The sequence below is a fragment of the Kitasatospora sp. NPDC032150 genome (assembly GCF_055579945.1).
In genome coordinates this window covers 136,735-162,608 of sequence record NZ_JBVIMH010000009.1, presented here as the reverse complement: position 1 = coordinate 162,608, position 25,874 = coordinate 136,735, and the positions used below count along the sequence as shown (strand labels likewise).

Below are 25,874 nucleotides of genomic sequence, written 5' to 3'. Positions count from 1 at the left end.
GCCCGTCAGCCCTTCGCGGAGGCGGCACGGGCGGCCTCGTCCACCGCGTCCTCCTCGGCGTTCTGGGCGGCGATCCGATCGGCGGTGCGGCTGCGCATGCCGGTGATCTTCTGGGAGATCTGGGCCGACATCTCGTCCCGCTGCTTGCTGAGCAGGACGTAGCTCAGCGGGGCGGACACCAGCGCGGCGAGCAGCACCAGGAAGACGATCCCGGTGGTGCCGACCACCGGGATGATGCCGAAGTGGCCCAGCAGCAGGGCGACGAGCAGGCAGCCGAGGAAGATGCTGGCCCGCAGGGAGGTGTAGCGGAGCGTGGCGTGCTTCGCGCTGCTCACGTTGCTGCTCACGATGGACTTCCTTACTGCAGGGTGCGGCCGGCCGGACGAGTCGACGCGCTGCGCGCCGGTCTTCCAGTGAAGCATGCCTCACATCGCGCCCGCCCGGGCCTCCCCGGGCGGGCGCCGGGCCAGGGCCGGTCCGGCGAACTGCTTCTCCGCCGTGATCCACACCTGGTCCTCGGTGACCGGCGGCACGAAGCCACGGCACCGCCCGCATCGCTCGCCTCCGTCCACAGGCCGACGACGCCGTCCTGCAGCCCGGGGGTCAGGCCGGGGTCCGGGGTGAAGATCAATGCCATGGGCCGGAGCCCGTCCACCCATTACGGGTGGCTCTCCGCGAGCCGTCTCACCGACGGGAGACGGAGCGGATGGCGGCGCGTCGTGCGCACCCCGGCACGGTACGGGCCGCCATCCCTCCGGGACGCGGGCCCTGAACCCGCGCACGGGCACTCCGCACTCGCCAAGGGGCACACCCGGCTGACCGGCAGCCACAGAACTCCCCCTGCTGACCCGGTTCGAGTGCTCCCTCGACGTCCCCTCGCAACGGAGAGCTGCACCCAAGAGTGATCAGTCGGATACTTCACGTCAATGGTTTGTCTGAAATTCGGAATGGTTGCGGCGCATTTCTTGGTTCAAGGGGGCGCGACCCGCGGGCCAGGGGCGCGGAGCGCACGCGCCCCGGCGCGCAGGCCGGGCGCGGAGCACCGGAGTCCACGCCATGCCGAGGGCTCGCGCCGAGAGGTGCCCGGTGCGCCGGACGGCCGGTCAGCAGCCGGGCACAGGCTGCTGGGCCGGGTGCCCGGGGGCATATGCACAGGGCGGGTGAGACCGTACGTCAGCGGGCGTACGCACCAGGCCGCGTGTGAGCGGGCGTACGCGCCGGCCGAGTGAGGCCGCCGGCGTCAGCGGGCGTACGCGCCGGCCGCGGGAGCCTGCTCGACCGGGTGGTCGACCGCCAGGTCCGGCCCGATCTCACACCAGACCCGCTTGCCCGACCCGTCCGGGTACCAGCCCCAGCGGTCGCAGAGCATCTCGACCAGTTCGAGTCCCCGGCCGTTGGTCGCGTCCCCGGCCGCGTGCCGGGGCGCCGGAGCGGCCCGGCTCGCGTCCGCCACCTCGACCCGCACCACCGGAACGCCGTTGCGGCCGTTTGGCGCCGCCGCACCGCCGCCGACCCCGGCCGCGCCGCCCGCAGCCCCCGGGCCGCCCGGGCCGCCCGCGCCCGGACAGCAGACCGGCATGGAGAGCCTCAGAACCGCCGGACAGCCGGTGTGCACCACCGCGTTGGTCACCAGTTCCGACACCACCAGGACGAGGGTCTCGGCGAGCTGCGCGTCCGGCTCGACCCCCTGGCCCTGGAGTCGCGAGCGCACCCAGCGGCGCGCCCTGCCCACCTCGGCCGGATCCGCCTGGACCGCCAGCTGCACCTGAAGTACCTGCACCGCTCCACCACCCGCACTCGCAGTTCGGCCACTCTCCCGACCGCCCGACCCGGGCAGCGGGGCACTTGATCACGCCGGTCCGGTGGGCCACGAGCATTCCGAGGCCCGATCGGACTGCCCATGGCTCGAACCGCCCATGGCTTCGTCACGAATACGCCTCAGGATGATCCGGCAGACCGGACGCAGCAAGCGCTTCGGGCATATTCCAGCGATCGAGGGACAGTGCAGTGCATACTGTCCCGCTCACCCTGACGAGCCTCGCACCGGCGCTCGTCCGGTGGCTCGACGAGGCCCGGTGGACACCCTGTGCACGAGCGTAACGAAACGTACCGCCACCAGCCCCGGATCCGGCGATCGCCACGAGCGAACCACCCTTCCTGCATCCGTCCACGACCCTTCGAACATCCGCAGCAGAGCCATTGTCACTATCTGACGATCAGAAACATTTCCTCCGCTTCTTCCGACGATTCCGCCACGGCCGGGAAAGGCAGCGGGATAACGTGGGGCCGAAGGCACGGAGAAACACCCAGCCGCGGGCTGCCGGCCCAGCAGACCGGCTCTGATCCACGGACGAGGGAGGGGCCATGGCCGCTGCCGCGGCGTCCGGCCCGCGACGGGCCGTCCCGAGTGCGGCCCCGAGCGGCACCCGTAGCGGCGGCCCGAGTTGGGACGAGCTGATCCAGTGGCGGCTCGCCCGGGGCGAGGAGACCGCCCTCGGCGAGCTGTACGACCGTTTCGCCCCGCTGGTGCACGGGCTGGCGGGTTGCATCCTGGACGACCGGACGGCCGCCCAGCAGCTCACCCGCGAGGTCTTCGCCCACTTGTGGGAGCACCCCGACTCCTTCGACCCGACCCAGGGCTCACTTCGGTCCTGGCTGGGCGCGCTGACCCGCCACCGGGCACTCGCCCGGCTGCGCACGCTGCACACGGACGACCGCGAGCTACGGGCGCGCACCGGCGCGGCCCGGGCGCAGTCCGCCGTCGCGGCCCTGCCCGATCCGCTGCGCGAGACCCTCGCGGTGACGTACTTCGACGGCCGGACCTACCAGGAGACCGCCCTCCGACTGGGCATCAGCGAGCAGGACACCAAACAGCGCATCCGGCTCGGGCTGCAACTGCTGGCCGACCAGCTCGGCGACGGCGGGCAGGACGAGGAGGAGGACGGCGGCGGAGGAGCGCTCCGGGGCGAGGACGAGCAGCCGGACGCGAACCCGGCAGCCGGCCGGCGTCCTGAGGCAGGGAGTTCGGAAGCACACGTGTGCGCCGAGCGCACGAGCCCGACGCACACGGGTCCAGGACGCAGAGAGACCGGGCTTGCGCGCCCGGCGCGCCCACATCGGGAGCCTGCGCACACGGAGTTCAGGCACCCCGGACTCGGGCCCACAGGATCCGGGCCAACGGAATCCGGGCGCACGGACGCAGCGGGGGCGGGCACATGAGCGACGACGGCGCGCGGCACGAGTCCCTGCGATCCCTGCTCGGTGTCTGGGCACTGGACGCCTGTCCGCGCCGGGAGGCCGCCGAGGTGGCCGAGCACCTGGCGCTCTGCCCGGAGTGCGCCCGGGAGGCCACCCGGCTCCGGGACGCCGCCGCCCGGCTCTCCGCCGACGATCCGCTCGACCCTCCCGGGTCGCTGCGCCAACAGGTACTCGACTGGTGCCTGGCGCGGCGGCCCGCCGAACTGCCCGTCCCGTCCTGGGCCGCGCCGTACGCGACCGAGACCGCCAAGCTGGACGCGCTGCTGCGCGACCTGGGCCCCGAGGAGTGGCAGGAGGTCGCCGAACTCCCTTGGCACGGCGGGGTGCAGCGCTGGCGTCCGGCTCAGGTGCTCTGCCATCTCGCGGCGGTGGACGGTCTGCTGGCGCCCGCGCTGGGGCTGCCCGACCTCGTCCCTGGAGCGCCCGGGCCCCTCACCGCCCCGTCCCGGGTGCCGTCGCGGAGCGAACCGGGCCCGATGGCACGGCCCCCACGGAGCGGCGGGCCGTTCGGAGTTCTGGAACGCAGCGAGCGACTGATGGCCGATCGGGCCGGGTCCGAGCCGGCGGCCGTCCGTTCGATGTGGCGGCGGCAGAGCCACGCCCTGGTGCGGGGCGCCGCGCTGCGGGCCGACGGCGGTGCTCCGGTCGACTTCGGCTTCGCCACCGTGCCGCTGCGCGACGCCTTCCTCGACCGGGCCTTCGAGTGCTGGATCCACGGGGACGACATCGCCCGCGCGGTGGACTACCCGTACGCTCCGCCGAAGCCCAAGCACCTGCGGTCGATGATCGACCTGGCCGCCCGGACGCTCCCGCTCGCTCTGGCTGCGCTGCGCCAACCCCAGCCGGAGCCGGTCGGGTTCGGCGGACCGCCGCTGCGTGGGCGGGTGGTCCGGATGGTCGCCGACGGCCCGGGCGGCGGCGAGTGGCTCATCCCGCTGGACGGCCCCGGGTCACCGTCGGACGACACCGATCCGGTCGCCTCGATGGTCCTGGACGGCCTGGACTTCTGCCGGCTGGCCGCCGCCCACGAGCACCCCGAGCACGTGCTGGTCGGGGAGTTCGGCGACCGCGCCGCGATCCGCGAGGTACTGCGGGCGGCCCCGCTGCTCTCCCGCCCGTAGCGGCGCCGCCGGCCCGGGCGGCGTCCACCGGGGGCGCGAACTGCCTAGCCGAAGACGACGGTACGAGTGCCGTTCAGCAGCACCCGCCGCTCGCTGTGCCACTTCACCGCACGGGCCAGCGCCTGGCACTCGACGTCCCGGCCGAGCGCCACCAGCTGGTCCGGCGTCACGTCGTGGGTGACCCGGGCCACCTCCTGCTCGATGATCGGGCCCTCGTCCAGGTCCGCGGTGACGTAGTGCGCGGTGGCACCGATCAGCTTCACACCCCGGGTGTGCGCCTGGTGGTACGGCTTGGCGCCCTTGAAGCTCGGCAGGAAGGAGTGGTGGATGTTGATCACGCGGCCGGACAGCGCCTTGCACAGGTCGTCCGAGAGCACCTGCATGTAACGGGCCAGCACGACCAGGTCCACCTTCTCCGCCGCGACCAGGTCGAGCAGCTGCTGCTCGGCCTCGGGCTTGGTCTCCTTGGTGACCGGGACGTGGTGGAACGGGATGCCGTACGACTCGGTGAGTTCGCGGAAGTCGGTGTGGTTGGAGACCACCGCCGCGATCTCGATCGGCAGCGCGCCGATCCGGGTCCGGAACAGCAGGTCGTTCAGGCAGTGGCCGAACTTGCTGACCATCAGGATGACGCGCATCCGCTCGTCGGTCGGGTGGATCTGCCAGTCCATCCGGAACGAGGCGCCGATCGCGGCGAAACTGGCCCGCAGCTTCTCCGTGTTGACCGGCTGCTCGGCGGAGAAGTGCACCCGCATGAAGAACAGTCCGCTGTCGCCGTCGCCGAACTGCTGGCTGTCGATGATGTTGCAGCCGGTCATGAAGAGGTAGCTGGAGACCGCGTGCACGATCCCCTGCTTGTCGGGGCAGGACAGCGTGAGGACGTACTGGGTGCTGGCCGGCGGCTGTTCCACGGTGGGGATTCCCGTCCTGAGGTCGATGGGTGCGCAGGCGGTCCAGGGTGTCACATACCGGACACCGCTCGCCGCACTGCCCGGCATCCGGAACGCGCCGTCGCCGGACGAGCCCGGGGGGGATTCCGGGCCAGGAGTGGCGCGGGGAACCGCCCAGACCGGAGCGCGGCCGCAGCGGGCTGGTCCGGGCCGGGCGAGCGGGACCCGCGCCACCGGGACTTCACCCGATCTTCGTCAGGATCCGGAGCACCTCCAACGAGCGCGGCGCCGCGTCCGGGTCCTCCCCGTCGCTCGTCGCGAGCACCACGTGCGCCTCCCGCGCCGCCCGCACCGCCTCCGGCCAGTCCGGGTGGCTCAGGTAACTCGCGGCGGGGGCGTCCGCGCCGACGGCGTGCAGGATGCGCAGCACCCGGAGCACCGCGTGGTCCACCAGTGCCGCCTCGGTGCCGTCCCGGAATATCGTGCCGACGTACTTCTCTGCCGACCAGCGGTCCAGCCAGGTGTCCTCGACCAGGCGGTACACGGCGTCGGTCACATCGCCGTAGCCACTGTGCCCGGCCAGCCAGGTCTGCTGCTGGAAGGCGGGGTCGGAGAGCATGTGCAGCGCGGAGCGGAGGCGGGCGCGCCAGCGCCACCAGGGCAGGTCGTTGAGCGGCATGCCGCCCATCGTGCTTGAACGGTGCCCGCCACGAGAAGTGGTTCGGGCAGACCGGTACGAGGAATCTGAACTGGCGGACATGGGCAACGATCGTACGTTCCCCCACCGTTAGCCATCCACATGAGCTCTACACGCGTCATCCCAGGATCGCCCCCGGAGTTCCCACTCCATTGGTCTGCCGTTCTCCCGACGGACCTTTTCCTGCACCCGGCCGGGTCGAGGCTTGAGCGGCCGTACGCCCAGGAAACCCCGGGAGGGGCACCATCATGGCACCGAGTGGAAAGCCCGGTCAGCGGCACTCGACCGACGTCGGACAACCCGTACGCACCCGCCAGCGCACCATGGGGGCGCTCGCCGCGACCGTCGCGCTGTTGCCCGCGCTGCTCGCCACCTCGGCCTGCGGCGATCACGCCGATGCCGCCGCGACCGCCGACCGCCAGGTGACCCTGATGACCTGGGCACCGGCCGACACCGGCGCCGCCGACCGGCCCGGCATGACCGCGCTGGCCCAGGCGATCGGCCGCGAACTCAACGCCAAGGGCGGCCTGGCCGGGCACCAGGTCACCATCCTGACCTGCAACGAGCACAACACCGCCGACGGCGCCACCGCCTGCGCCCGGCAGGCCGTCAGTGCCCACGCCACCGCCGTGGTGGGCTCGTACAGCCAGTTCGGCGGCAGCTTCGTCCCCGTACTGGAGGCCGCCGGCATCCCGTACATCGGCGGATACGGGCTCTCCACCCCGGAGTTCAGCAGCCCGCTCTCCTATCCCGTGGACGGCGGCACCCCGGCGCTGATCGCGGGCAGCGGGCTCCAGCTGGTCGAGGTCGGCTGCAGGACCGTCACCCTGATCCGGCCCGACACCCGGGCCGGCGACACCCTGCTGGGCTACCTCGCCGGAGCCCTGGCACCCGCCAAGGTCAAGCTGATCGACCTCCGCGCGCCCGAGCAGTCCAGCGACTACGCGGCCATCGCCGCCAAGGCCATCGGCGCGGACCGGCCGGGCGACTGCATCACCAGCGCGCTCGGTGTGGAGGCCACCTCCAACCTGCTCGATCCGTACCGGCGGCTCGGGCCCAAGAACACCGTGCTGGCCTCGGTGATCGGCAGCTTCCAGCAGTCGGTGGTCGACTCCACCGGCGGTGACGGCGGACCGCTCGGCGGCGCCTACGCCACCGGCTGGTACCCGCCCGAGAGTTCGCACGTCTGGGACGCGCTGCGGACCACCGTGCACGACTACGGCAGCAGCGACACCCCCATCGACGTGTCCGATCCCGGGGTGCAGACCACCTGGGTCGCGTACGAGGTCGTCCGGCAGGCCGCCGAGCGGGTCGGCGGCGGGAAGCCGCTCACCCCGAAGGCGCTCCGCAACGTCCTGGACAGCGGCGAGCCGATCGATACCGCCGGCGCCACCCCGCCCCTCGACTGGGGCATGACCAGCATGCTGCCCAGCGCGGACTCGCCCCGCCTGGTGAACACCTCGGTCACCTACCAGCAGGTCAAGGACGGCCGCCTGACCGAGCCGCGCCCGGGCTTCGTCGACGTCCGCTGGGTCCTCGTCGGCGGCAAGCCGCCGGCCTGAGCCGGCGGACCGCACCGGCCGGGCGGCAGCCCCCGGACACGGGGAAGCCGCTCCCGCCCTCACCGTCCCAGGGCTCGGGAGGGCTCATCACGCCCGGGCGACCGCTCTGGAACGGCCTGCCGGCCTCAGAGTTCGCTGGTGCTCTTGGTGGGCAGGCTGGTCTGGGTGGCGATGGCGTTCCAGAGGGTCGAGGCCTGGCCCTTGGCTGTGCTGGCCGTACCGCTGGCGTCGTTGGCCGCCTTGAGGTGCGGGTCGTCCTGCTTGGACGGGTCGCAGCTGGCGATCGAGTCACCGGCCCAGCCCGCGTACTCGCGGTCCGCGGTGGCCGACGCCTGCCAGGCCTTCTGCAACTGCTCGATCAGCTGGGCGCCGCTCGGGAGCTTGTCGACCTTCAGGCCGCTCAGCCCGGCGATCAGCTGGTCCCGCTGGGCGGCGGCCTGGGTGAGCGCCTGCTGCGACTCCGGCAGCTGCTGGCACTTGTTGACGGCGGCCACCGCGGCGATCACGGCCTGACGGCTGGCACTGGCCTTGCCCAGCAGGTCGGAGACCGCCTGCGCCTGGGCCTGCAGCTGCGGGTCGGCCGCCGAACCGCCGGAGGCGGCCGGGCTCGGTGCGTTGCTCACGGTGGTCTTGGTGACCGACGTCGTCTTGGCGGCACCGGCGTTGTTCGTCTTGCCGCCGCCACCGCTCATCATCAGGCCGGCCACGATGCCCACCACCGCCAGACCGCCGACGGCCGCACCGCCGATCAGCAGCTTGTTGGAAGGGCGGCGACCCCCGTCCTCCGCGCCCGGAGCGTACGCCGGGGGCGCACTCGGAAAGCTCTGTGCGGGCGCACTGCCGTACGGCTGCTGCGGCGCCCCGAACTGCTGCTGGCCCCCGAAGGACTGCTGCTGGCCGCCGAAGGACTGCTGCCCGCCGTACGAGGGCATGCCCGCGGCCATGGTCTGCTGCCCGGCGAGCTGCTCGGCGCCGAACTGCTGCTGGCCCCCGAAGGACTGCTGCCCGCCGTACGAGGGCTGGCCCGGCATCGCCGCCTGGCCCGGCAGCGGCTGCTGGGGCAGGCCGGCACCGGCCGCCGGCTCGCCGGCCGGGTACGGCGGCAGGTACTGCGTGGCCGCGGCCGCGTCGGCCGGCGGCTGCGGGACGGCCTGGTGCGGGGCGGCCTGGTGCGGGGCCCCGCCGAGGTACTCGGGACCACCCTGGAACTGCTCTGTCGGCACGTCCTGCTGCTGCGGCGGCATGGCGCCCTGGGCACCGGCAGGCTCGGGCCGGAACAGATCGTCCAGGTTGAAGTCGTTGGAGCTGGAGTACGAGCGGCGCTGGCTCAACGCGATTCCTCACCTGTGTGCGGCACCCGGCACGCGCGGGCAGGCGACAGCCGGGCGGCGTCCTGCCGCCCGAACCGTCGAAACCGCGTCTGCACCCGGGCCTTCCTCGGTTCTTCCGCGCGCTCGCTGACGGCGGACCACGACTACTCGGCGCGTCGCGCGACGTCTGCGACGGCGCTCCAACGCCGAATATCGGGCCCACGCTACCTGTTCGCCGGCACGGGTGACTACGCGGGCCGGTCTTCTCTCACGCTGCCTCCACGTCGACCCTGGCCTGGAACTCCCGGACCACCCGGTTGTCCCGGTACGGTTCCAGCCTGCGGCGGAAGTCGTCCAGGTACTCCACGCCCCGGTTCGACCGCAGCCCGCTGAGCAGCCGCACCGCCTGCGCGCCGGTCTCGCAGGCCCGCTCGACCTCGCGCTGCTGGAGCTGGGCGGTCGCCAGCAGCACCAAGTCCACCGCGCGGCGCCGGACCCGGGTCGGCGGGTGGAGTTCGAGCGCGGTACGGGCGTAGCGCTCGGCCTGCGCGGCCTGCTCCAAGTCCCGGTGACAGTGCGCCAGCTCGTCGGCCAGGTAGGCCTCGTCGAAGTGGACGATCCAGTCGGGGTCGTCCTCCGGGTTGCGCTGCTCCATCGCGGCCAGTGCCTTGGCGGCCACCGCCTCGCAGGAGCGGGCGTCGCCGAGCAGTGCGTGCCCCCTGGCCTCCGCCGCGTAGAACATCGCCATCGCAGTCGGGGTGGCCACCGTACGGGCGCCCTCCTGTGCCGCGCGGGCGAGTTGGGCGATCTCACGCGGATTGCCGAGCGTCGCCGCCAGGTGACTCATCGAGGCGGCGAGCACATAGCCGCCGTACCCTCGGTCGTCCGCAGCCTGGGCCAGCCGCAGCGCCTGGATGTAGTACCGCTGGGCGAGGCCGGGTTGGCCGGTGTCCACCGCCATGTAGCCCGCCAGTTCGGTGAGTCGGGCGACCGCGGCGAACAGCTGGCGGCCCGTCTCCTCCCGGTACGCACCGCCGATCAGGCCGGAGACCACGGAGTTGAGGTAGTGCACCACCACCGGGCGGACATGGCCGCTGCCGAAACGGTGGTCCAGCTCGACCAGCATCTGGGTGGTCGCCCGGATCGCCGCCACATCGGCCGGGCCGACCCGGGGACCGCCGGTGCGGGCCACCACCGGATCCGGCGGGGTGATCAGCCAGTCCCGGCTGGGCTCGACCAGCGCGGAGGCGGCCACCGTCGCCCCGGCCAGGAACTCGCGGCGGCCGACGTCGCTGCGCCAGAGCTCGCAGACCTGCTCCAGGGCGGCGCTCAGGGTGGGCGCGAACTGCAACCCCACACCGGAGCTGAGGTTCTTGCCGTCGGCCATGCCGATCTCGTCCACCGTGACGCTCCGGCCGAGCTTGCGGCCCAGCGCCTCGGCGATCACGGCGGGCGCCTGGCCGCGCGGCTGCTGGCCGCGCAGCCAACGGGCGACCGAGGTCTTGTCGTAGCGCAGGTCGAGGCCGTGCTCGGCGCCGCAGAGGTTCACCCGGCGGGCAAGCCCGGCGTTCGAGCAGCTCGCCTCCTGGATCAGCTGCTGCAAGCGCTCGTTGGGCTGTCGTGCGACAAGTGGTCTCGCGGCCATGGGTTTCGCCTCCCCACGCCCCCCGGCGCTGACCGGCGGGCGACGATTCTGCATGCTCTGGTGCCGAAGTGCCGACCGGTTAAGGCTTCTGACCCCAGATTAGCGATCAGCAACACCTGCGGGATACCCACGGTGACGAACCCACTCCCCGCGCGCCCTGCCAAATGCCCCTGTGCGCCCCCTGCTGCGCCCGGCGCGACCCCCGTTCGACTGCACTGCGCCCTAACGGGGTTGGCGCACCTCACCGATACGGGTGACATCGCATCCGGCTCGCTGACCACCTGGGCCCCAGCCGTAACCCCATTCACGGACCGTAGTTGAGCACCGCGTGGAAGACACCCCAGGAACCCAGGAGCAGGAGCCGCCCCAACTGCTCGTCGAAGCCGTGCGATACGCCGAGGAGCGGCACTGGGAAGTCGCCTCCGGCACCTGGCTGATCGAGGGGGACGGCCCGGCGCGCTGCTCGTGCGGCGACCTCGACTGCGCGTTCCCCGGCGCACATCCCACCGACGCCGACTGGCGCCGCAAGGCCAGCGCCGGCCCGGGGGTGGTCAGACGCTGGTGGACGGAGACCCCGTCGGCCTCGATCCTGCTGCCCACCGGGAGCGCCTTCGACGTGCTGGACGTCCCCGAGGTGGCCGGCTGCCTGGCACTGGCCCGGATGGAGCGGATGGGTCTGCAGCTGGGCCCGGTGGTGGCCGTACCGGCGGCGGCCGGGCAGCTCGGGCGGCGGCTGCACTTCCTGGTGCTGCCCGGGGTGCAGAGCAAGCTGCCGGAGCTGCTGCGCAAGCTCGGCTGGACGCCGGGCCGGCTCGACCTGACGGCGCGCGGCGAGGGCGACTTCATCGTCGCCCCGCCCTCCCGGGTCGGCCCGTACCGGTTCGCCCAGTGGGCCCGGCCGCCGTCCGCGCTGAACCGCTGGCTGCCGGACGCCACCGAGCTGATCAGCCCGCTCGCGTACGCCTGCGGGCGGGGTGGTACCGCGCTCGCGGGCGCGACGCTGACCCAGCCGGTGGCGGCCCGCTGAGCCCGCCCCGGACGGCCGACCGGCCGTACCCCGACCACCGCCCTGGTCCTATCGGGTGAAGGGCGGCGCTGCGCGACACCACGCGCGCACCTGGCGGGCCTTGTCTCCCACCGGAGACGGGGCCCGTCAGACGCATGTGCGGATAAAAGACCGGTGTACCCGATCGTCAGAGGTGAAAGCCCCTCGTACGAGTGACACCGCTCAAGGATTGCGGTGATCTGCCGAGGGGAGGAATTGCGTCGAGAGGGGCGGTCGGCGAGACAGTCAGGAGGGTGGCGAGCAACAGGAAACCCGAGCCACGCACAGGGGCCGTCGCGGGGCTACGGGGATCGGGGCAGCAGGGACCGGGGGACACCGGGGAGGGCGCTCGGACGGGGAAGCCGAGCGCGGTGAACGGGGAGGAAGCCGGGGGGTCGTGGCACCGATCGCGCTCGGGGTGGTCGGATGGCACGGGCCGGGGGGCCGGGGAGGGAAGCGGGGAGGGCTGGGAGGGGCCGACGGGCCCGGTGCACGGGGATGCACCGGGCCCGTCGGCGTTGTGCGGAGCACCCTCGCGCGGGCCTGCCCACGGGCCGCGGCCGGCAGGTCCTTCCGGCCGGACGCGCATCACCGGCCGGGCACACCTCTCCGGTCGAGCAGGTCATTTCGGCCGGGCAGGCCTCACGGGCGGCCCGGCGGCTCAGGACTGGGTGACGAAGACGTGCGCCGTGATGTCCTTGCCCAGTTCGGCCGGGCTCTCGCCGGTGCCGACCAGCAGACCGCCGACCCCGGCCGCGACCTGGACGGTGGCACCCGGACGGACCCCGGCGCGGCGCAGCGTACGCATCAGGCCCTCGTCGGTCTGGATCGGCTCGCCGATCCGGCGGACGACCACGGTCGTCCCGCTCTCGCCCGGCTGCACCGCGTCCAGGGTGACCAGGGCGGCGTCGAAGCCCTCGCCCTCGGCCTTGGCGTCACCGAGCTCGTCCAGGCCGGGGATCGGGTTGCCGTACGGGGACTGGGTGGGGTGGCCGAGCATCGCGAGCACCTTGCGCTCCACCGTCTCGCTCATCACGTGCTCCCAGCGGCAGGCCTCCTCGTGCACCTGCTCCCACTCCAGGCCGATCACGTCCACCAGCAGGCACTCGGCGATGCGGTGCTTGCGCATGACCCGGACGGCGAGCCGGCGGCCCTCCTCGGTCAGTTCGAGATGCCGGTCGCCGGCGACCCGGAGCAGGCCGTCGCGCTCCATCCGGCCCACGGTCTGGCTCACGGTGGGACCGCTCTGCTCCAGCCGCTCCGCGATCCTGGCGCGCATCGGGGTGATGCCTTCCTCCTCCAGCTCCAGGATGGTCCGAAGGTACATCTCAGTGGTGTCGATCAGCCCAGACATCGCAGCCGGCTCCGTTCATCGGTGTCCTCACCGCCAATTCTGACGTACCGCGCCGACTACCAGAGCCGCTCGGCCCCTGCGCCCCGGGCATTTCGTCCCTGTTGACAGCGGGCCGCCGCAGGCCGCACGGTGCTCGCCGTAGCTTTCGCCATTGCCTTTCCCGAACTGCGGTCCGGACCGTCCCGGCCGCACAGCACGGTACGGAGATCTGATGAGCGACCTGGTCGGGCAGTACTTCGATGCCGCGGTGGCCCACCTGCAGCGAGTCCGCACCGAGGAGTCCGGGAACATCGAGCGGGCCGCGTCGCTGCTGGCCGACGCGGTGGCCGGGGGACGGCGGATCCTCACCTTCGGCGCCGGGCACTCCTCGCTGCCGGCCCAGGACGTGGTCTACCGGGCCGGCGGACTCGCGGTGGTCAACCTGCTGAACGTACCCGGCGTGATCGGGGTCAGCGTGATGCCCGCGCCGCTCGGCAGCGCGCTGGAGCGGGTCTCCGGCCTGGCTCCGGCCACCCTCGACCTCACCCCCGCCCGCGAAGGCGACCTCGTCTTCGTCATCTCGCTCTCCGGGCGCCAGGTGATGCCGGTCGAGCTGGCGCAGCACGCCAGGGCGCGCGGACTGCGGGTGATCGGGGTCACCTCGTTGGCCTACCCGGGCGAGGTCTCCTCGCAGCACCCGTCCGGGACGTACCTCAAGGACCACTGCGACGTGGTGCTGGACAGCAAGGTCGCGGTCGGCGACGGGGAGCTGTCGCATCCCGGGGTCGGGACCGCCTTCGGGTCCGTCTCCACCGTCGTGACCAGTGCGCTGCTGCAGGCCGTGGTGGCCTCGGCGATCGGCAAGCTCGCCGACCGGGGCATCGCCCCGCCGCTGTTCCGCTCCGGCAACGTGGACGGCGGCACCGAGTGGAACGCCCGGATGATGGCCGAGAACGCCGACCGGATCTACTACGCCTACCCGCCCGGCAAGCCCGGCCCGGCGGCCTGAACTGGTGTGCTGTGTCCGGAGATTGGCCGGACGTGACGCGTACCCGACTCGCCACCGGGGCAGTAGGTACCTGCTGATGACACGGCGAAGTGGCAGTGGGGGCCGACATGGCAGCGAGGTCAGGGCGGTCGAACCGGCGTTACGAGGAGCGCGACCTGCTGCCCGGACTGTTCTGGACGGCCGACTCCTCCTCGCTGCAGGGGCAGCGCCGTGCCGTCGCGCTCTCCCGGTGGGAGTTGCTGCTGCTGGTCGCGGCGGCCGCCGCGGGCTCGGCGGACGGCACGCTCTGGGCCTGGCTCGCGGCCTTCGCCTACCTGTGCACCGTCGCCCTGGCCGCGGTGATCGGCCGCCAGAACCCGCAGGGCCTCTGGTACGAGGGCCGGGCAGCCGCCGAGTCGGTCAAGACGCTCTCCTGGAAGTACGCCGTCCGCGCCGACGCCTACCAGCCGCCGCCGCGTGCCCTGCCGGATGCCGAGCTGCTGTACGACGCGCAACTCGGCGGCATCATCGGCCAGTTCGGTGCCGGCCGGGCGATCCCGCAGTTCGACCGGGTGCAGGCCGAACTGTCTGCCTGGCGCGGACCGGCGGACGGGCGGCCGGCCCGCCACCCGCAGATCACCGAGACCATGGTGGCGCTGCGCGAGCAGCCGCTGGTGATCCGCCGCGAGGTCTACCTGCGCGAGCGGGTGCAGACCCAGCGCGACTGGTACAACACCAAGGCCAGGCAGTGCGCCGCCGCCAGCCGCTGGACCAGCCTGTTCGGCATCGCACTGCCGCTGCTGGGCCTCGGACTGGCGGTACTGCGTGCGCTGGGGTACTTCAGCTACGACGCGCTCGGCACGGTCTCCGCCGTCGCCGCCTCGATCGCCGCGTGGGCCCAGCTTCGCCAGTACCGGCCGCAGGCGGCCGCGTACTCCCTGGCGGCCTCCGAACTCGCGGTTATCGAGGCCCAGTTGGGCAGGCTCAACCTCAACTCCGGCGAGGCCGAGGAGATCTGGGCGCGGCTCGCCAGGGACGCCGAGGACGCGATCTCGCGGGAGCACACCACCTGGCAGGCCCGCCGGGAGGTCCGGAACCTGGATGTGGCGGGGTGACCGACCCCCGCAGCGGGCATGTACCGGACATGGACGTTCCCGACGACACGGTACGACGCGGTCCAGCGGCGCCGGTCGCCGTGGACGGGAGATCCTCCGCGCCGAACTCCCTCACCCTTCAGGCGCGTCAAGGATCACTACCCCCTGACGAAGGAGAGACCGAGTGGCGGAACTCCTGGTCCAGGCCCCCGACGGCCGCAGACTGGCGGTGGACACCCACGGAGACATGCAGGGCCGTCCGGTCTTCCTGCTGCACGGCACACCCGGCAGCCGGGTCGGCCCGCTGCCACGCGCCTCCGTGCTGTACCGGCTGGGCGTACGGCTGATCTCCTTCGACCGCCCCGGGTACGGCGACTCCACCCGGCTGCCCGGCCGCCGGGTGGGCTCGGCGGCCGCCGACGTGGCGGTCATCGCCGACGCGCTGGGCATCGACGAGTTCGCCGTGCTCGGCCGCTCCGGCGGCGGCCCGCACGCGCTGGCCTGCGCGGCGCTGCTGCCGGACCGGGTGACCAGGGTCTCGGTGCTGGTCTGCCTGGCCCCCCGGCACGCCGAGGGGCTCGACTGGTACGCCGCGATGACCGAGGCCAACCGGCGCGCGTACAGCGAGGTCGAGCGCGGCCCGCACCGCTTCGTGGACGCCTTCCAGGTCAGGTCCCGGAAGATCAAGGACGACCCGGTCGCCCTGATCAGGGGTCTGGTCCCCGAGCTCTCCCCCGCGGACCGGACGCTGGTCTCCGATGCCGGCATCCGCCGGATGCTGCTGAGCACTTACCGGGAGGCGTTCAGGTACGGCGCGTACGGCTGGATCGACGACGTGCTGGCCTTCACCACCGACTGGGGCTTCAAGGTGGAGGACATCACCGTCCCGGCCAGGCTCTGGCACGGCGCCGACGACCAGTTCTCCCCGGTCGAGCACTCCCAGTGGCTCGCCGACCACATCCCGGGCGCCGAGCTCTACCTGGAGCCCGGCGCCGCCCACTTCGGGGCCCTGCGGGTGATGGCGGAGGAGATGAAATGGGCGGCCGGGCCCGCCAGTTGACGGCGCCCGCGCTAACTCCGAACGGCCTGCACCGGTGTGAGCGGTGCGGCCCCCGAGAGGACGGCGAGGACGTTGTCGACGGCGAGGCCGCCCATGGCCTGCCGGGTGCGCACGGTGGAGCTGCCCAGGTGCGGAGCGAGCACCGCGCGCTCCTGGGCGAGCAGGGCGGCCGGGACCTCGGGCTCGTGCTCGAAGTTGTCCACGGCGGCCGCGAACAGCGCGCCGGAGTCCAGGGCGGCCGCCAGCGCCTCCTCGTCCACCACGCCCGCGGTCATGCTCACCACCACCGCCCCGGCGGGCAGTCGCGCGAGGCGGTCGGCGTCGAGCAGGTGCCGGGTGGCGGCGTTGAGCGGGCAGGTGACCACCAGTACCTGTGAGCTCTCCAGCAGTTCGTCCAGCGGCAGCCACCGGGGACCGTCCTCGGCGGCCTCGGCCGGCCGGGTGCGGTTGTGGTAGCTCACCGGCATGCCGAAGGCGGCGGCGCGGCGGGCCACGGCCCGGCCGATCCGGCCCATGCCGAGGATGCCCAGCGGGGTCCCGGACAGCTCCATGCCGAGCAGGAAGTTGGGCGCCCAGGCCCAGGGCCGTCCGGAGCGCAGCCAGCGCTCGCCCTCGCCGAGCCGGCGGGTGGCGGCCAGCAGCAGGGCCCAGGCCATGTCGGCGGTGGCCTCGGTGAGCACGCCCGGGGTGTTGCTGACCCTGACCCCGCGCTCGGCGCAGGCGGCGAGGTCCACGTTGTGGGTGCCCACCGCGTGGTTGGCGACCAGCCGCAGGCCGGGGCCGGCCGCGTCCAGGAACTCGGCGTCCACCACGTCGTCCAGGGTGGTGACGACGGCCGCCCTGCCCGCCACCGCCCGGAGCAGCTCGGGCCTGGGCATGGGCAGATCGTCGTCGTGCAGGGTGACGTCGCAGGACGGCGTGAGCCGTTCCAGCACCCCCGGGGCTAGCCGGCGGGTGACGAGTACGGACGGCAGCGAGGTCTCGGTCACAGCTCGGCAGCGTACACGCCGCGCCCCGGGGCGGCCGGGTGCGCGCCTCGAAGGCCGCACCCGACCACCCGGGGAGAGGGCGTCACACCGGCTGGGGCTCCAGGTCACGGTTGATCCGCTTCCAGCCGCGGGCGGAGACCGTGTTGGGGTGCTCCTCACCGAAGAGCCGGATCAGTTCGGCCACCGCGTGGTCCCGCAGCTCGGTGGCCTGGGCCAGCCGCCCCGCCTTGCGCAGGGTGACCCCGAGGTTGGCCTCGCAGGCGATGGCGTCCGGATGCGCGGGGCTGTACCGGTTGCACAGGCCGGCGTAGGCCGTCCGTTCCAGCTCCTCCGCCCTCGCCAGCTGCCCGTCCTCGCCGTACGCGTTGGCCAGGTTGATCATCGCGTTGAGCGTGAAGGGATGATCGGGCCCGAGCACCCGCCGGAGGCCCTCGACGGTGTGCCGTCCCCGCCGGATCGCCTCCTCGACCTCGCCGCTGCCGCGCAGGTAGATGCCGAGGTTGTTCTCGCAGGCCAGGGTGAACGGGTGTTCGTCGCCGAACAGCCGCCGGTGGCCCTCGTAGACCGTGGTGGCGAGGTCGCGGGCGGCCTCCTTGTCGCCGGAGGCGGAGTGGTCCGCCGCCAGGTTGAGCGCGCAGGCCAGGGTGTCGGCCGCCTCCGCGCCGTACCGGTCCAGGTAGCGCTCGTAGGTCTGCATGGTGAGCTGCCTGGCCTCCCTCAGGTGGCCCTCCCTGCGCAGCGACACCGCAAGGGACTTGGCGTTGCGCAGGTTCTCCGGCAGGTCGGGCTGGAGGACGTCGGCGAGCTCCTCGGTGACCTCGCGCAGGAGCTCGATCGAACCCTTGTAGTCCCCGACCTCGCGCAGGTCGCGGGCCAGGTTGGACTTGCTGGAGAGGGTGTACGGGTGCCTGGGGCCGAGCACGGCGAGCCGCCGGTCGAAGGTCTCCTGGTCGAGGTCACGAGCGGCCTCGCTGTCGCCGACCAGGCGGTAGTCGATCGCCAGGTTGTTGGCGATCGAGAGGGTGCGGGCGTTCTCGTCGCCGAACAACTCCCGGAACTGGCTGTAGGTTTCGAGGTCGAGGTCGAGCGCGTCCTGGAACCGGCCCAGTGCCCGCAGGTCGGCGCCGAGCGAACCCGCGGTCATCAGGGTGTACGGGTTGTGCTCGCCCAGCAGCTCCTTCTGCCCGGCCAGGGTGACCTCGTCGAGCTCCAGCGCGTCGGCGTAGTTGCCCTGCGAGCGGACCACGTTGGCGAGCTGGAAGTTGAGGCTGAGGATCTGCCGGCGCAGGTTGCGGCGCTCGATGTCGTCCCGCTCGCCGCCCAGTCGCTCGACCCAGGTGGCGTCCAGCTGCTCGGCCAGTGCCCGGGCCCGGTCGAGGTCGGTGCGCTTCCAGAGGTAGCGGACGCGGTCGATCAGCAGTTCGCGGGTCTCGCGCTCGTCGCAGTCCTGGGCCCGGGAGGGCGCGAGGTGCGGCCAGATCCTCTCGAAGCGCGGCCAGTTGGCCGGGTTGTCGGTGTCGCCGAGCACCGGACGGGCGCCGACCAGGATGCGGTGCACCTCGTGCATCGCGTTCACCCGGTCGTCCTCGTTCATCTCGGCGCGGACCACGGCCTGCACCAGGCGGTGCACCTGGAAGCTGTTGCTGGCCGCGTCCACCTTGGCCAGCGCGTACCGGCCGACCGCCTGGATCACCTTGCCGAGCATGAAGGTGTCGCTGAGGTCCTCGTCGTAGCGGACCAGGGCACGGATCATCTGGTCGCTGTAGAACAGGTCCATCGAGATCGGCTCCGGCGCGAAGAACGCACAGAGCTGCAACAGCCTCACGGCGGCCGGGGACTGCTCGCGCAGCCGGGCGATGGAGACGTTCCAGGTGGCGCCGACCTGGCTGGGGTAGTCGGCGGGCCTGCCGACCGCGAGCGCCTTGGTCGCCTCCGCGTGCAGCTGGGCGACATAGGTGTCCACCGGGGTGCGGGTGGTGTCCAGCCAGGCGGCCGCCACCTCGACGGCCAGCGGCAGGTCGCCGACCGCGTCGGCCACCCGGTCGGCGTCCTGCCGGGAGAGCCCGCGGGTGCGGCGGGTCAGGTGCTCGATGCTCTCGCCGCGGGTGAAGACGTCGACCCCGAGCACCCCGGCCTGCCCGGACCAGGCCTGGTTCCGCGAAGTCACCAGGATGTGCCCGGAGCCGCCCGGGAAGTACCTGCGGATCTCCGAGGGCTCGTCGGCGTTGTCGAAGATCAGCAGCCAGCGGGAGGTCGGGGTGCCCCGGCGCAGCGCTTCCCGGGCAGCCTCGGCGGCCTCGTTGACGCTGTCGCCCACCCGCAGGCCCAGCCGGTTGGCGAGGTCGGCGAGGGTGGCGGGGACCAGTTCGGTCTGCTCGGCGTCGATCCACCAGACCAGGTCGTAGTGCGACATGTACCGATGGGCGTACTCCAGCGCCAGCTGGGTCTTGCCGACGCCGCCGAGCCCGTACAGCGTCTGCGGGGTGGGCAGCACCGCCGTGGGCCCGCCGACCAGCTGGTCGCGCAGCTCGTCCAGGACCTTGGCGCGCCCGGTGAAGGAGGGGTTGCGCTGCGGCACCGACCAGTACGAGGGCTTGGTGCCGGGGAAGCGCGGCACGGCCCCGCCGTTGCCCTCGCCGCCGCCCGCGTTCTCCCGGCCCAGCGCGCGCAGCAGGATCGCGGCGGCCTGGTCCTCGTCGCGGCCGACCAGGTCGACCGGGTTACGGCTGTTGAACGGCGCGGCGAGGCGGACGTCGCTGACCCGGACCGGGACCAGCTGGCGGCGGGTGCCCGCCGGGTCGAAGCCGGCCATCGAGTCCCACAGCGCCCGGGCCTGCGGCGAGCGCAGATAGGCGGCCGAGAACACCGCGACCGTCCGGAACGCGGCGTCGATGCCCCGCTCGGTCTCCGCGCGCGAGTCCGCGCCGGCGCCCAGGTCCCTCGGCACCACCCGGAATCCGGCGTTCTCCAGGACGGCGGCGATCCAGTCCGCCCACATCCGGTCCTCGGGCACGTAGCTGAGGTACAGGTCGGCCGGGACGGTCGGCCGGCGCCGGGTGTAGGCGTCCACGAATCGCAGCCGGACCTCCTCGTCCACCGGAGGCAGCCCGGTGACCCGGCCCCTGGTGATCACCGAGGTGATCCGCTCGCAGGCGGCCAGCATCGAGGTGGGCGTCCCCACCTGGTCCCCGAAGGTGGCCAGGATCTCCTCGTAGGCGTAGAACGGCCGGTACGGCACCTCCACCGAGCCCCAGTACTGGGCGAGTTCCTCGTCCGCCAGGCCCTCGGGCAGGCCGGCGAAGCGCAGCCTGGCCAGCGCCCGCCCGGCGTCGGCCTTCTCCTTCTCGCCCTCGTCGATGCGCATCGGCACCGGCAGGATCCGGATGCCGCGCTCCCGGTACCGGTCGTTGATGTGCTGGGCGATCTTGGAAGCGCCGTCGATCGACTGGTCGCTGAGGGTGAAGCAGACCACCAGGTCGTCGGGCATCTGCACGGTGCAGATCTCGGCGATGTCGGAGAGGCCGGTACGGCTGTCGATCAGCACGTAGTCGTAGCGGCGGCTCATGTCCCGGCGCAGCGCGTCGAAGAACAGCCCGCCGTCGAACCGCTCGTAGAACAGGTCCCAGTCGAGCCGGCCCACCGACTCGGAGTAGTCCCGGTTCTGCTGGCCGGCCGAGAGGAAGTCCAGGCTGCCGCCGGGCGGGAAGCCCGGCCAGGAGAGCGAGAGGGCGTGCGGGTGGACCCGGGCGAAGTCCTCGTGCCAGCCGGGGACGTGGTCGACCTCGCGCAGCGCCTCCTCCCGGTACTCGGTGATCAGGTCCATCATCCCGGTCGTCCCGGCCAGCGCGACCGGGTCGAGGAACGGGTGGAAGAACCGGGCCAGGCCGGGCGCCTCCAGGTCCCAGTCGACGGTGAGCACCCGGAAACCGTTGGCGGCCAGGATCCAGGCCGTGTTGGCCAGCGCCATGGTGCGCCCGGTGCCGCCCTTGTACGAGTAGAAGGTGACGATCCGGCCCTGCCGGTCCTCGTTCGCCTGTGACTCGGGTGCGGGTGCCAAGGCCCCCGGGGCGTGCCGCTTGAGGTTCCTGGTCGGGTTCTCGGTCATTCCTCTCCTCCCCCTGGACCGGCCCCCGACTGTGGACCGTCCTCGTAACGGGCCGCCTCCTGACCGCCCGGCTCGCTGCGCCCCGTCCCGGGCCGCCACGGCCTGGGCTCCCCGCCGAAGGCCTCCCGCAGGCTGGGCTTGGGTGCGCCCGACCTCGCCTGGCCGCTTCTGGAACGGTCCTCGAAGGCGTACTTGGCCCGCATCGCGGCCCGGGGCAGCGCGTCCTCGAAGTCCTCCAGCGTGGCCAGTCCCGCGGCGTCCTCCTGGAAACTCGGTTTGGCTTCGCGTCGTTTCAACTTCAGTGTCTTCGCACTCAGTTCGGACAGCGGCTGATCGTGCTCGACGCAGTCCGCGTCAGAGGTGTTCCACGGTTCGAGCACGCTCACCCACGGCGGATTGCTGCGGTCGAAGCGGGCGACCATTTCCCGCCGCTCCTCGTCCCGCAGCGCCCAGCGGTCCAGCAGCACGAGTCCGGGTGCGGCGGGCTCCCGGTTGGAGAGGATCTCCTCGACCTCCTGGTCGAACTCGTGGATGCTGGGGTGGAAGCCCAGCTGCTTGGCCAGCCGCATCGCGTGCTCGGCCAACGGCCGTGCGGACTGCGGCTGGTAGGGGTGCCAGTCGATCCGGCGCGGCCCGTAGTAGTCGGGGTTCCGCCCCTGGGGCAGCTCCGACTGGCGGTAGGAGAACACCGAGATCCGCAGCTGCTTGGTGGGCGCGAGCGCCTTGAAGGCACTGGGCTGCGACTGGAAGTCCAGCGGCCGCCCGACCGGGATGACCGTCTCCTCGGCGACGTCCACGATCCGCTTGGCCAGCCGGTGCACGGCCAGCTCGTACGAGGCGCGGAAGTAGCTCAGCTTCATCAGCGCGTACAGCCCCTCGGCGGCGTAGTCCGGGCCGAAACTGCTGTGGTTGAACTGGAGCTGGCTGGCCACCTCGGGCAGCTGGTAGTTCCCCATGGCGACCCAGAGCACCGGAACGATTCCGCTGGTCCGCTCCGAGGTGGAGCGCTCCGGGTAGACCGGGCGCTGGGTGAAGGAGTACCACTCCTGGCCGCAGGCCAGGCTGTTGAAGTAGCGCGGGGAGTAGAGCGGGACGAAGACCCGGCAGGTGGCCAGCTCCTGGGAGAGCCGTTTCGCCCACAGCGTCCCCTGGTGCATGGACTGGTCCATGAATCCGACCGGTGCGCCCTCCGGCAGATCGGTGAGCTGGAGCACGGCCTCGCAGAGGTCCTCGTACAGCTTGCTCACCCAGTGGTTGGGGTCTCCCGCTCCCCTGGTACCCGCACGCGGAGTGTGCGCGTAGCTGAGGAAGAAGTACGGCCGTGCCGTGTCCTCGTCCCAACCCCCAGGGTCGTCGTACACACGCGCCTCCCCCGAGACCGTCCGGTGTGTGATGGTGGTGTACCGCACCGGACGTAGTCGGTACTACGTCCGGTTCCCAGTTACGTCGTTCCCCCACAGAGGGGTTGTCAGTCTAGGAACCTGGGCTTCCCGTAGGGAATAGGGCGACACCCGTCGACTGCCCGTGCCCCCGTCAATCAGGGCGACTGGACTGCGGAGATTCAACTGCGGTTGTCTCGGAGGAACTTGTCCGCCACGTCCACTCCCTCGGCGATCCGGAGCAGGTGGCAGTTCGCATCACCGAGAGTACCCGAGAGCAGGCTCGGCATACCCGTCTCCAGGGCGGAGGCCATCGGTTCGAAGTGCTCGTCCCGCAGGTGGACGGCCTCGAAGTGCACCCAGCGCCGCCGCCCCCCGGGGTCGGTGATCACGCAGCCGTAGCGCTGCATCGGCGGGTCGTCCTGCAGGTACTCGGCGAGATGGAAGGCGGTGCAGCACCAGACGGGGACGCCGATCAGCAGGGCGCGGGCCCCCCGGTCGTACAGCTTCTGCACCGGCGAGTGCTGCCCCAGGTGGCCGGCCCAGCGGTGACGTCTCGTCAACTCCAGTGCCTGGCGGCCGAGCGCGGCGAAGGAGGTCTGCGGATGGCTGCTGCGCACCGCATCCGGATGGCGTCTGACCAGCTCGGAAAAGTGGCCGAGAATCTTCGATGTCGGCGTCCTGGCGCGGTCGAACGGGGGTTTGGCATCCCAGTACGCCCGGCGCTGCTCGGGGGTCATCCCGTCGGTGGGGGCCAGCGCCAGCCGGGAGGTGTTGGAGTTCTCCGGGGTCGCCGTGTAGACCACCAGGGTGCCCTCGGGGCCCAGCACCCGCCGCAGCGCCTCCAGCAGGGTGCCGGGGCCGTCCGCCATCGGGCCGATCGAGCGGAGCGAGGACTGCACCAGCAGCGTCTCGCCCCGCTCCACGCCCAGCCTGGTCAGGTCCTCCGCCAGCCGGTCCACGCCGTACATCGCCGCCCCTCCCTGGCGTCCCTGGCTCAGGAGCCGGTCAGCGCGGCGCGGGCCCGCCACTCGGCGAGGTTGCGCTCGGCCGCCCGGCGCGCGGCGCTCTCGGACTCCGCCGGGAGCGGCAGTCGCAGCCAGGGTTCGAGCCCGGCGCGCATTCCCTCGACGAAGCGCGCCCCGAGCGCCGTCAGCGCGCCGGAGCCGGCCAGCGTGTCCAGGGCCTGCGCGGTGTGCGCCCGCCAGGTCGCCAGCTCCACCCGCGCGTGGTCGGCCAGTTCGCCCGGCAGCCCGTCGTAGGCCCGGACCCTGCTCGCCCAGTACTCGGAGACGGCCAGGTGCGCGTACGTGCCCTGCAGCAGCCCCTCCAGCGGGCGCGGGTCCGGCCGCCAGGGCGCGTAGTAGCGGCTTTGGTCCTCCGGGTCGTACAGGTCGTGGAAGTCCAGTACCGCACCCAGCTTGACGTGCTGGAACTCATGCGTGATCAGCAGTGCCAGGGTGGGCGCGGTGGCGGGCCTGGCGATGCCGACGGTGCCGAACGCCTGCCGGGCCGCCGCACTGACGTCCCGCCCGGCCGGCCCCGGACGGAGCGGGGTGACGGTGCCGAGCCCGACCCGGACTCCGGCCGCGTGGCCGGGCAGGTCTCGCAGGATCAGCTCCCAGGCCTCGCGCAACGCGCCTGCCCAGTTCTGCAGTTCGTCCTCGCCCAGGCGGTCCTCGACCGGCCACTGGTGACAGTCGCGCTGCGGGTCGGTGTCCTCCAGTGCGACCGTCCAGCCGCCCGCCAGTGCGAGCCGCCGGACCGGCTGCCACTGCTCGCCGCTCGCCGTGTCCCAGCCGACCCTGACCCCGCGCACGGTGAACCCGTCGGCGTTGCCGTGCAGTTCGGCCTGGCCCGCGCCGACGGTGAGCACCCGGCCCAGCGTCGGCAGGTGGACAGCGCCGCCCCGCACCGGCACCGGCAACTCGAAGTCCAGACCGGCCCGCAGCGCGGCCGCCGCGGCGACCTCGGCCAGCGTGCCGAGATCGGCGCCCGGCCCGCCGCTCAGGCAGCGCACCGCCCAAGCCCGGACATAGGGGTGGGCGAGCACCGCGTCCAGCGCCTCGGGCGCGCTGGCGTCCAGCTCGGTGAGCAGCGACCAGGGTTCGGCCGGCTCGCCGGCCAGTGCCGCCAGCAGCCGCCGGGTGACGCCGAGCTGGGCCGCGGCCAGCGCCGCCACGGTCGGCGCGCTGCCGTGCCCCCGGGCGAGTTCGTCCAACTGGCGCTCGGTGAGCGCGGGTTCGACCGGTGCGACCTGGGCGGGGACGGCGGCGCGGGTGACCACCCGGTCCCGGATGGTGGTGATCAGTCTCATCAGGTCCCCGCAGAAGACGGAGGGATTGTCGAAGTCCCGTCCACCGCGGTAGCGGTGGGCGTACAGGCCACCGCCGCAGGAGCGGACGACGGGACAGGAGCGGCACTCCTCGCACAACCCGGCCAGCCCCGACTGCCGTTCCACCATCCGCGGGTGGGCGGCCACCTCGTCCAGGCTGTGCTCGAAGAGGTCGAATCCGGTGGCCGGGGCGCCGTCGTAGGCGGTCTTCAGGCTGTCCGCCTGCTCCAGGGTGCCGTCGGTCTCGATCACCACCAGGTCGGCCGGGTCGAGCCCGAGCGACTCGGTGAGGCTGGACTGCCCGCGCAGGGTACGGTGCACGGAGTCGAAGGTGCGGACGGGCACCGGACGGCCCTGACTCGTCCAGCGGTCGTAGACGGCCATCAGCCAATCCGCGTAGGGCGTCTGGCCCGCGCCGTCCGGCCGCTTCGGCGGCTGGTCCCAGGTGGCGTGCGGGAGCAGGAAGTCGATCCGGGGCGGTTCGAGGGCGACCAGCGCGTCGTAGACGGCGACCGGATCGTTCTCCACGTCGATGGTGCAGAGCAGCCCGGCGTACAGGTGCCGGTACTCGGGGAGCCGCAGCAGCCCGATCGCGGCCAGCACCTTGGCGTGGCTGCTGCGCCCGTCGGCGAAGCGGCGGTGCCGGTCGTTGGCCTCGCGGTCGCCGTCGAGCGAGATCCCGATCTTGATCTCCAACTCGGCGAAGAGGTCACAGAAGGCCCGGCTGAGCAGCACGCCGTTGGTGTGGATCCGCAGGTCCAGGGCGCATCCGGCCGGGAGGGCCCGGCGGAGTTCCTCGGCGGCCCGGCGCAGCAGTACGGGGCCCGCCAGCAGGGGCTCACCGCCGTGGAGCACCACGTGGACAGCCGGCAGACGGTGCGCCCTGGCGTGTTCGGCGATCCGCTCGGCCGCCGCGACCAGCACTCGCTCGGAGACCGCGCGGGGCTTGCCGCGCCAGCTGGTGTCGGCGTGCTCGTACACGTAGCAGTGGTCACAGGCGAGATCGCACCTGCTGTGCACTTTGAGGACGAACTGCGAGAACGGGACCGTCAAGGGGGACATC

19 protein-coding genes are annotated in these 25,874 nt (G+C 72.6%); 7 read left to right on the top strand and 12 right to left on the bottom strand.

Annotated features, from left to right (window positions below; all coding sequences use genetic code 11):
* Positions 1-5: 5 nt before the first annotated feature.
* A complete protein-coding gene (locus tag ACZ5ON_RS13745) occupies positions 6-347 on the bottom strand; it encodes a DUF4229 domain-containing protein (RefSeq protein WP_465590504.1) in 342 nt (113 codons plus the stop codon).
* An 893-nt stretch (positions 348-1,240) separates the two neighbouring features.
* Positions 1,241-1,780, bottom strand: a complete 540-nt coding sequence (locus tag ACZ5ON_RS13740; RefSeq protein ID WP_465590501.1) for an ATP-binding protein — start codon at positions 1,778-1,780, stop codon at positions 1,241-1,243.
* Between the two features lie 584 nt (positions 1,781-2,364).
* Between ACZ5ON_RS13740 and ACZ5ON_RS13735 the strand changes: the two genes are divergently transcribed.
* Positions 2,365-3,219 carry a sigma-70 family RNA polymerase sigma factor gene (locus ACZ5ON_RS13735; RefSeq protein WP_465590498.1) on the top strand — a complete coding sequence of 285 codons (855 nt, stop codon included), beginning with the start codon at positions 2,365-2,367 and terminating at the stop codon, positions 3,217-3,219.
* Positions 3,216-4,379: a maleylpyruvate isomerase N-terminal domain-containing protein gene (locus tag ACZ5ON_RS13730; RefSeq protein WP_465590494.1), complete on the top strand. Its 1,164-nt coding sequence runs from the start codon at positions 3,216-3,218 to the stop codon at positions 4,377-4,379. The genes ACZ5ON_RS13735 and ACZ5ON_RS13730 overlap by 4 nt, the downstream gene beginning before the upstream one ends.
* Positions 4,380-4,423: 44 nt before the next feature.
* On the opposite strand, the gene purU is transcribed toward ACZ5ON_RS13730, so the two are convergent.
* Together purU and ACZ5ON_RS13720 are read right to left on the bottom strand one after the other, a co-directional pair.
* Positions 4,424-5,290, bottom strand: a complete 867-nt coding sequence (gene purU / locus ACZ5ON_RS13725) for a formyltetrahydrofolate deformylase (protein WP_465590490.1) — start codon at positions 5,288-5,290, stop codon at positions 4,424-4,426.
* A 220-nt stretch (positions 5,291-5,510) separates the two neighbouring features.
* Entirely contained in the window at positions 5,511-6,029 is a 519-nt protein-coding gene (locus tag ACZ5ON_RS13720; protein ID WP_465590487.1) for an SCO4402 family protein, read from the bottom strand.
* 185 nt (positions 6,030-6,214) lie between these two features.
* Here ACZ5ON_RS13720 and ACZ5ON_RS13715 point away from each other — a divergent pair, with 185 nt between their 5' ends.
* Entirely contained in the window at positions 6,215-7,528 is a 1,314-nt protein-coding gene (locus ACZ5ON_RS13715) for an ABC transporter substrate-binding protein (RefSeq protein ID WP_465590483.1), read from the top strand.
* A gap of 125 nt (positions 7,529-7,653) precedes the next feature.
* On the opposite strand, the gene ACZ5ON_RS13710 is transcribed toward ACZ5ON_RS13715, so the two are convergent.
* Together ACZ5ON_RS13710 and ACZ5ON_RS13705 are read right to left on the bottom strand one after the other, a co-directional pair.
* Positions 7,654-8,859 carry a hypothetical protein gene (locus ACZ5ON_RS13710; RefSeq protein WP_465590480.1) on the bottom strand — a complete coding sequence of 402 codons (1,206 nt, stop codon included), beginning with the start codon at positions 8,857-8,859 and terminating at the stop codon, positions 7,654-7,656.
* Positions 8,860-9,106: 247 nt separating this feature from the next.
* Positions 9,107-10,483: a transcriptional regulator gene (locus ACZ5ON_RS13705; protein WP_465590477.1), complete on the bottom strand. Its 1,377-nt coding sequence runs from the start codon at positions 10,481-10,483 to the stop codon at positions 9,107-9,109.
* Between the two features lie 328 nt (positions 10,484-10,811).
* Here ACZ5ON_RS13705 and ACZ5ON_RS13700 point away from each other — a divergent pair, with 328 nt between their 5' ends.
* Positions 10,812-11,510: a bifunctional DNA primase/polymerase gene (locus tag ACZ5ON_RS13700; protein ID WP_465590474.1), complete on the top strand. Its 699-nt coding sequence runs from the start codon at positions 10,812-10,814 to the stop codon at positions 11,508-11,510.
* Between the two features lie 679 nt (positions 11,511-12,189).
* On the opposite strand, the gene ACZ5ON_RS13695 is transcribed toward ACZ5ON_RS13700, so the two are convergent.
* Positions 12,190-12,882: a metal-dependent transcriptional regulator gene (locus ACZ5ON_RS13695; RefSeq protein WP_465590471.1), complete on the bottom strand. Its 693-nt coding sequence runs from the start codon at positions 12,880-12,882 to the stop codon at positions 12,190-12,192.
* Positions 12,883-13,093: 211 nt separating this feature from the next.
* On the opposite strand from ACZ5ON_RS13695, the gene ACZ5ON_RS13690 reads away from it, so the two are divergent.
* The 3 genes from ACZ5ON_RS13690 to ACZ5ON_RS13680 all read left to right on the top strand — a co-directional run bounded on the left by ACZ5ON_RS13690 (position 13,094) and on the right by ACZ5ON_RS13680 (position 16,003).
* The gene (locus tag ACZ5ON_RS13690; RefSeq protein WP_465590468.1) at positions 13,094-13,870 is read left to right on the top strand and encodes a sugar isomerase domain-containing protein; all 777 of its coding nucleotides are present in this window, start codon (positions 13,094-13,096) and stop codon (positions 13,868-13,870) included.
* A gap of 107 nt (positions 13,871-13,977) precedes the next feature.
* On the top strand, positions 13,978-14,964 hold the full coding sequence (locus ACZ5ON_RS13685) for a DUF4231 domain-containing protein (RefSeq protein ID WP_465590465.1): 987 nt from the start codon (positions 13,978-13,980) through the stop codon (positions 14,962-14,964).
* 163 nt (positions 14,965-15,127) lie between these two features.
* Complete coding sequence (locus ACZ5ON_RS13680) at positions 15,128-16,003, top strand: alpha/beta fold hydrolase (RefSeq protein WP_465590462.1); 876 nt, start codon at positions 15,128-15,130, stop codon at positions 16,001-16,003.
* Positions 16,004-16,014: 11 nt separating this feature from the next.
* On the opposite strand, the gene ACZ5ON_RS13675 is transcribed toward ACZ5ON_RS13680, so the two are convergent.
* The 5 genes from ACZ5ON_RS13675 to ACZ5ON_RS13655 all read right to left on the bottom strand — a co-directional run bounded on the left by ACZ5ON_RS13675 (position 16,015) and on the right by ACZ5ON_RS13655 (position 25,873).
* Positions 16,015-16,992: a 2-hydroxyacid dehydrogenase gene (locus ACZ5ON_RS13675; protein ID WP_465590458.1), complete on the bottom strand. Its 978-nt coding sequence runs from the start codon at positions 16,990-16,992 to the stop codon at positions 16,015-16,017.
* A gap of 82 nt (positions 16,993-17,074) precedes the next feature.
* On the bottom strand, positions 17,075-21,097 hold the full coding sequence (gene fxsT, locus ACZ5ON_RS13670) for an FxSxx-COOH system tetratricopeptide repeat protein (RefSeq protein WP_465590455.1): 4,023 nt from the start codon (positions 21,095-21,097) through the stop codon (positions 17,075-17,077).
* Positions 21,094-22,458, bottom strand: a complete 1,365-nt coding sequence (locus tag ACZ5ON_RS13665) for a TIR-like protein FxsC (RefSeq protein WP_465590452.1) — start codon at positions 22,456-22,458, stop codon at positions 21,094-21,096. Before ACZ5ON_RS13665 ends, fxsT begins: the two co-directional genes overlap by 4 nt.
* Positions 22,459-22,658: 200 nt before the next feature.
* Positions 22,659-23,447, bottom strand: coding sequence for an AAC(3) family N-acetyltransferase (locus ACZ5ON_RS13660; protein ID WP_465590447.1), 789 nt, complete (start codon positions 23,445-23,447; stop codon positions 22,659-22,661).
* A gap of 26 nt (positions 23,448-23,473) precedes the next feature.
* The gene (locus ACZ5ON_RS13655) at positions 23,474-25,873 is read right to left on the bottom strand and encodes an FxsB family cyclophane-forming radical SAM/SPASM peptide maturase (protein WP_465590444.1); all 2,400 of its coding nucleotides are present in this window, start codon (positions 25,871-25,873) and stop codon (positions 23,474-23,476) included.
* Position 25,874 lies beyond the last annotated feature (1 nt).

Excerpts from the sequence above, each read along its gene's own strand:
- fxsT (WP_465590455.1), bottom strand. The coding sequence starts at position 21,097 with ATGACCGAGAACCCGACCAGGAACCTCAAGCGGCACGCCCCGGGGGCC.
- ACZ5ON_RS13730 (WP_465590494.1), top strand. The coding sequence starts at position 3,216 with ATGAGCGACGACGGCGCGCGGCACGAGTCCCTGCGATCCCTGCTCGGT.
- ACZ5ON_RS13685 (WP_465590465.1), top strand. The coding sequence starts at position 13,978 with ATGGCAGCGAGGTCAGGGCGGTCGAACCGGCGTTACGAGGAGCGCGAC.
- ACZ5ON_RS13735 (WP_465590498.1), top strand. The coding sequence starts at position 2,365 with ATGGCCGCTGCCGCGGCGTCCGGCCCGCGACGGGCCGTCCCGAGTGCG.
- ACZ5ON_RS13695 (WP_465590471.1), bottom strand. The coding sequence starts at position 12,882 with ATGTCTGGGCTGATCGACACCACTGAGATGTACCTTCGGACCATCCTG.
- ACZ5ON_RS13660 (WP_465590447.1), bottom strand. The coding sequence starts at position 23,447 with ATGTACGGCGTGGACCGGCTGGCGGAGGACCTGACCAGGCTGGGCGTG.
- ACZ5ON_RS13690 (WP_465590468.1), top strand. The coding sequence starts at position 13,094 with ATGAGCGACCTGGTCGGGCAGTACTTCGATGCCGCGGTGGCCCACCTG.
- ACZ5ON_RS13655 (WP_465590444.1), bottom strand. The coding sequence starts at position 25,873 with ATGTCCCCCTTGACGGTCCCGTTCTCGCAGTTCGTCCTCAAAGTGCAC.
- ACZ5ON_RS13705 (WP_465590477.1), bottom strand. The coding sequence starts at position 10,483 with ATGGCCGCGAGACCACTTGTCGCACGACAGCCCAACGAGCGCTTGCAG.
- ACZ5ON_RS13715 (WP_465590483.1), top strand. The coding sequence starts at position 6,215 with ATGGCACCGAGTGGAAAGCCCGGTCAGCGGCACTCGACCGACGTCGGA.
- ACZ5ON_RS13720 (WP_465590487.1), bottom strand. The coding sequence starts at position 6,029 with ATGTCCGCCAGTTCAGATTCCTCGTACCGGTCTGCCCGAACCACTTCT.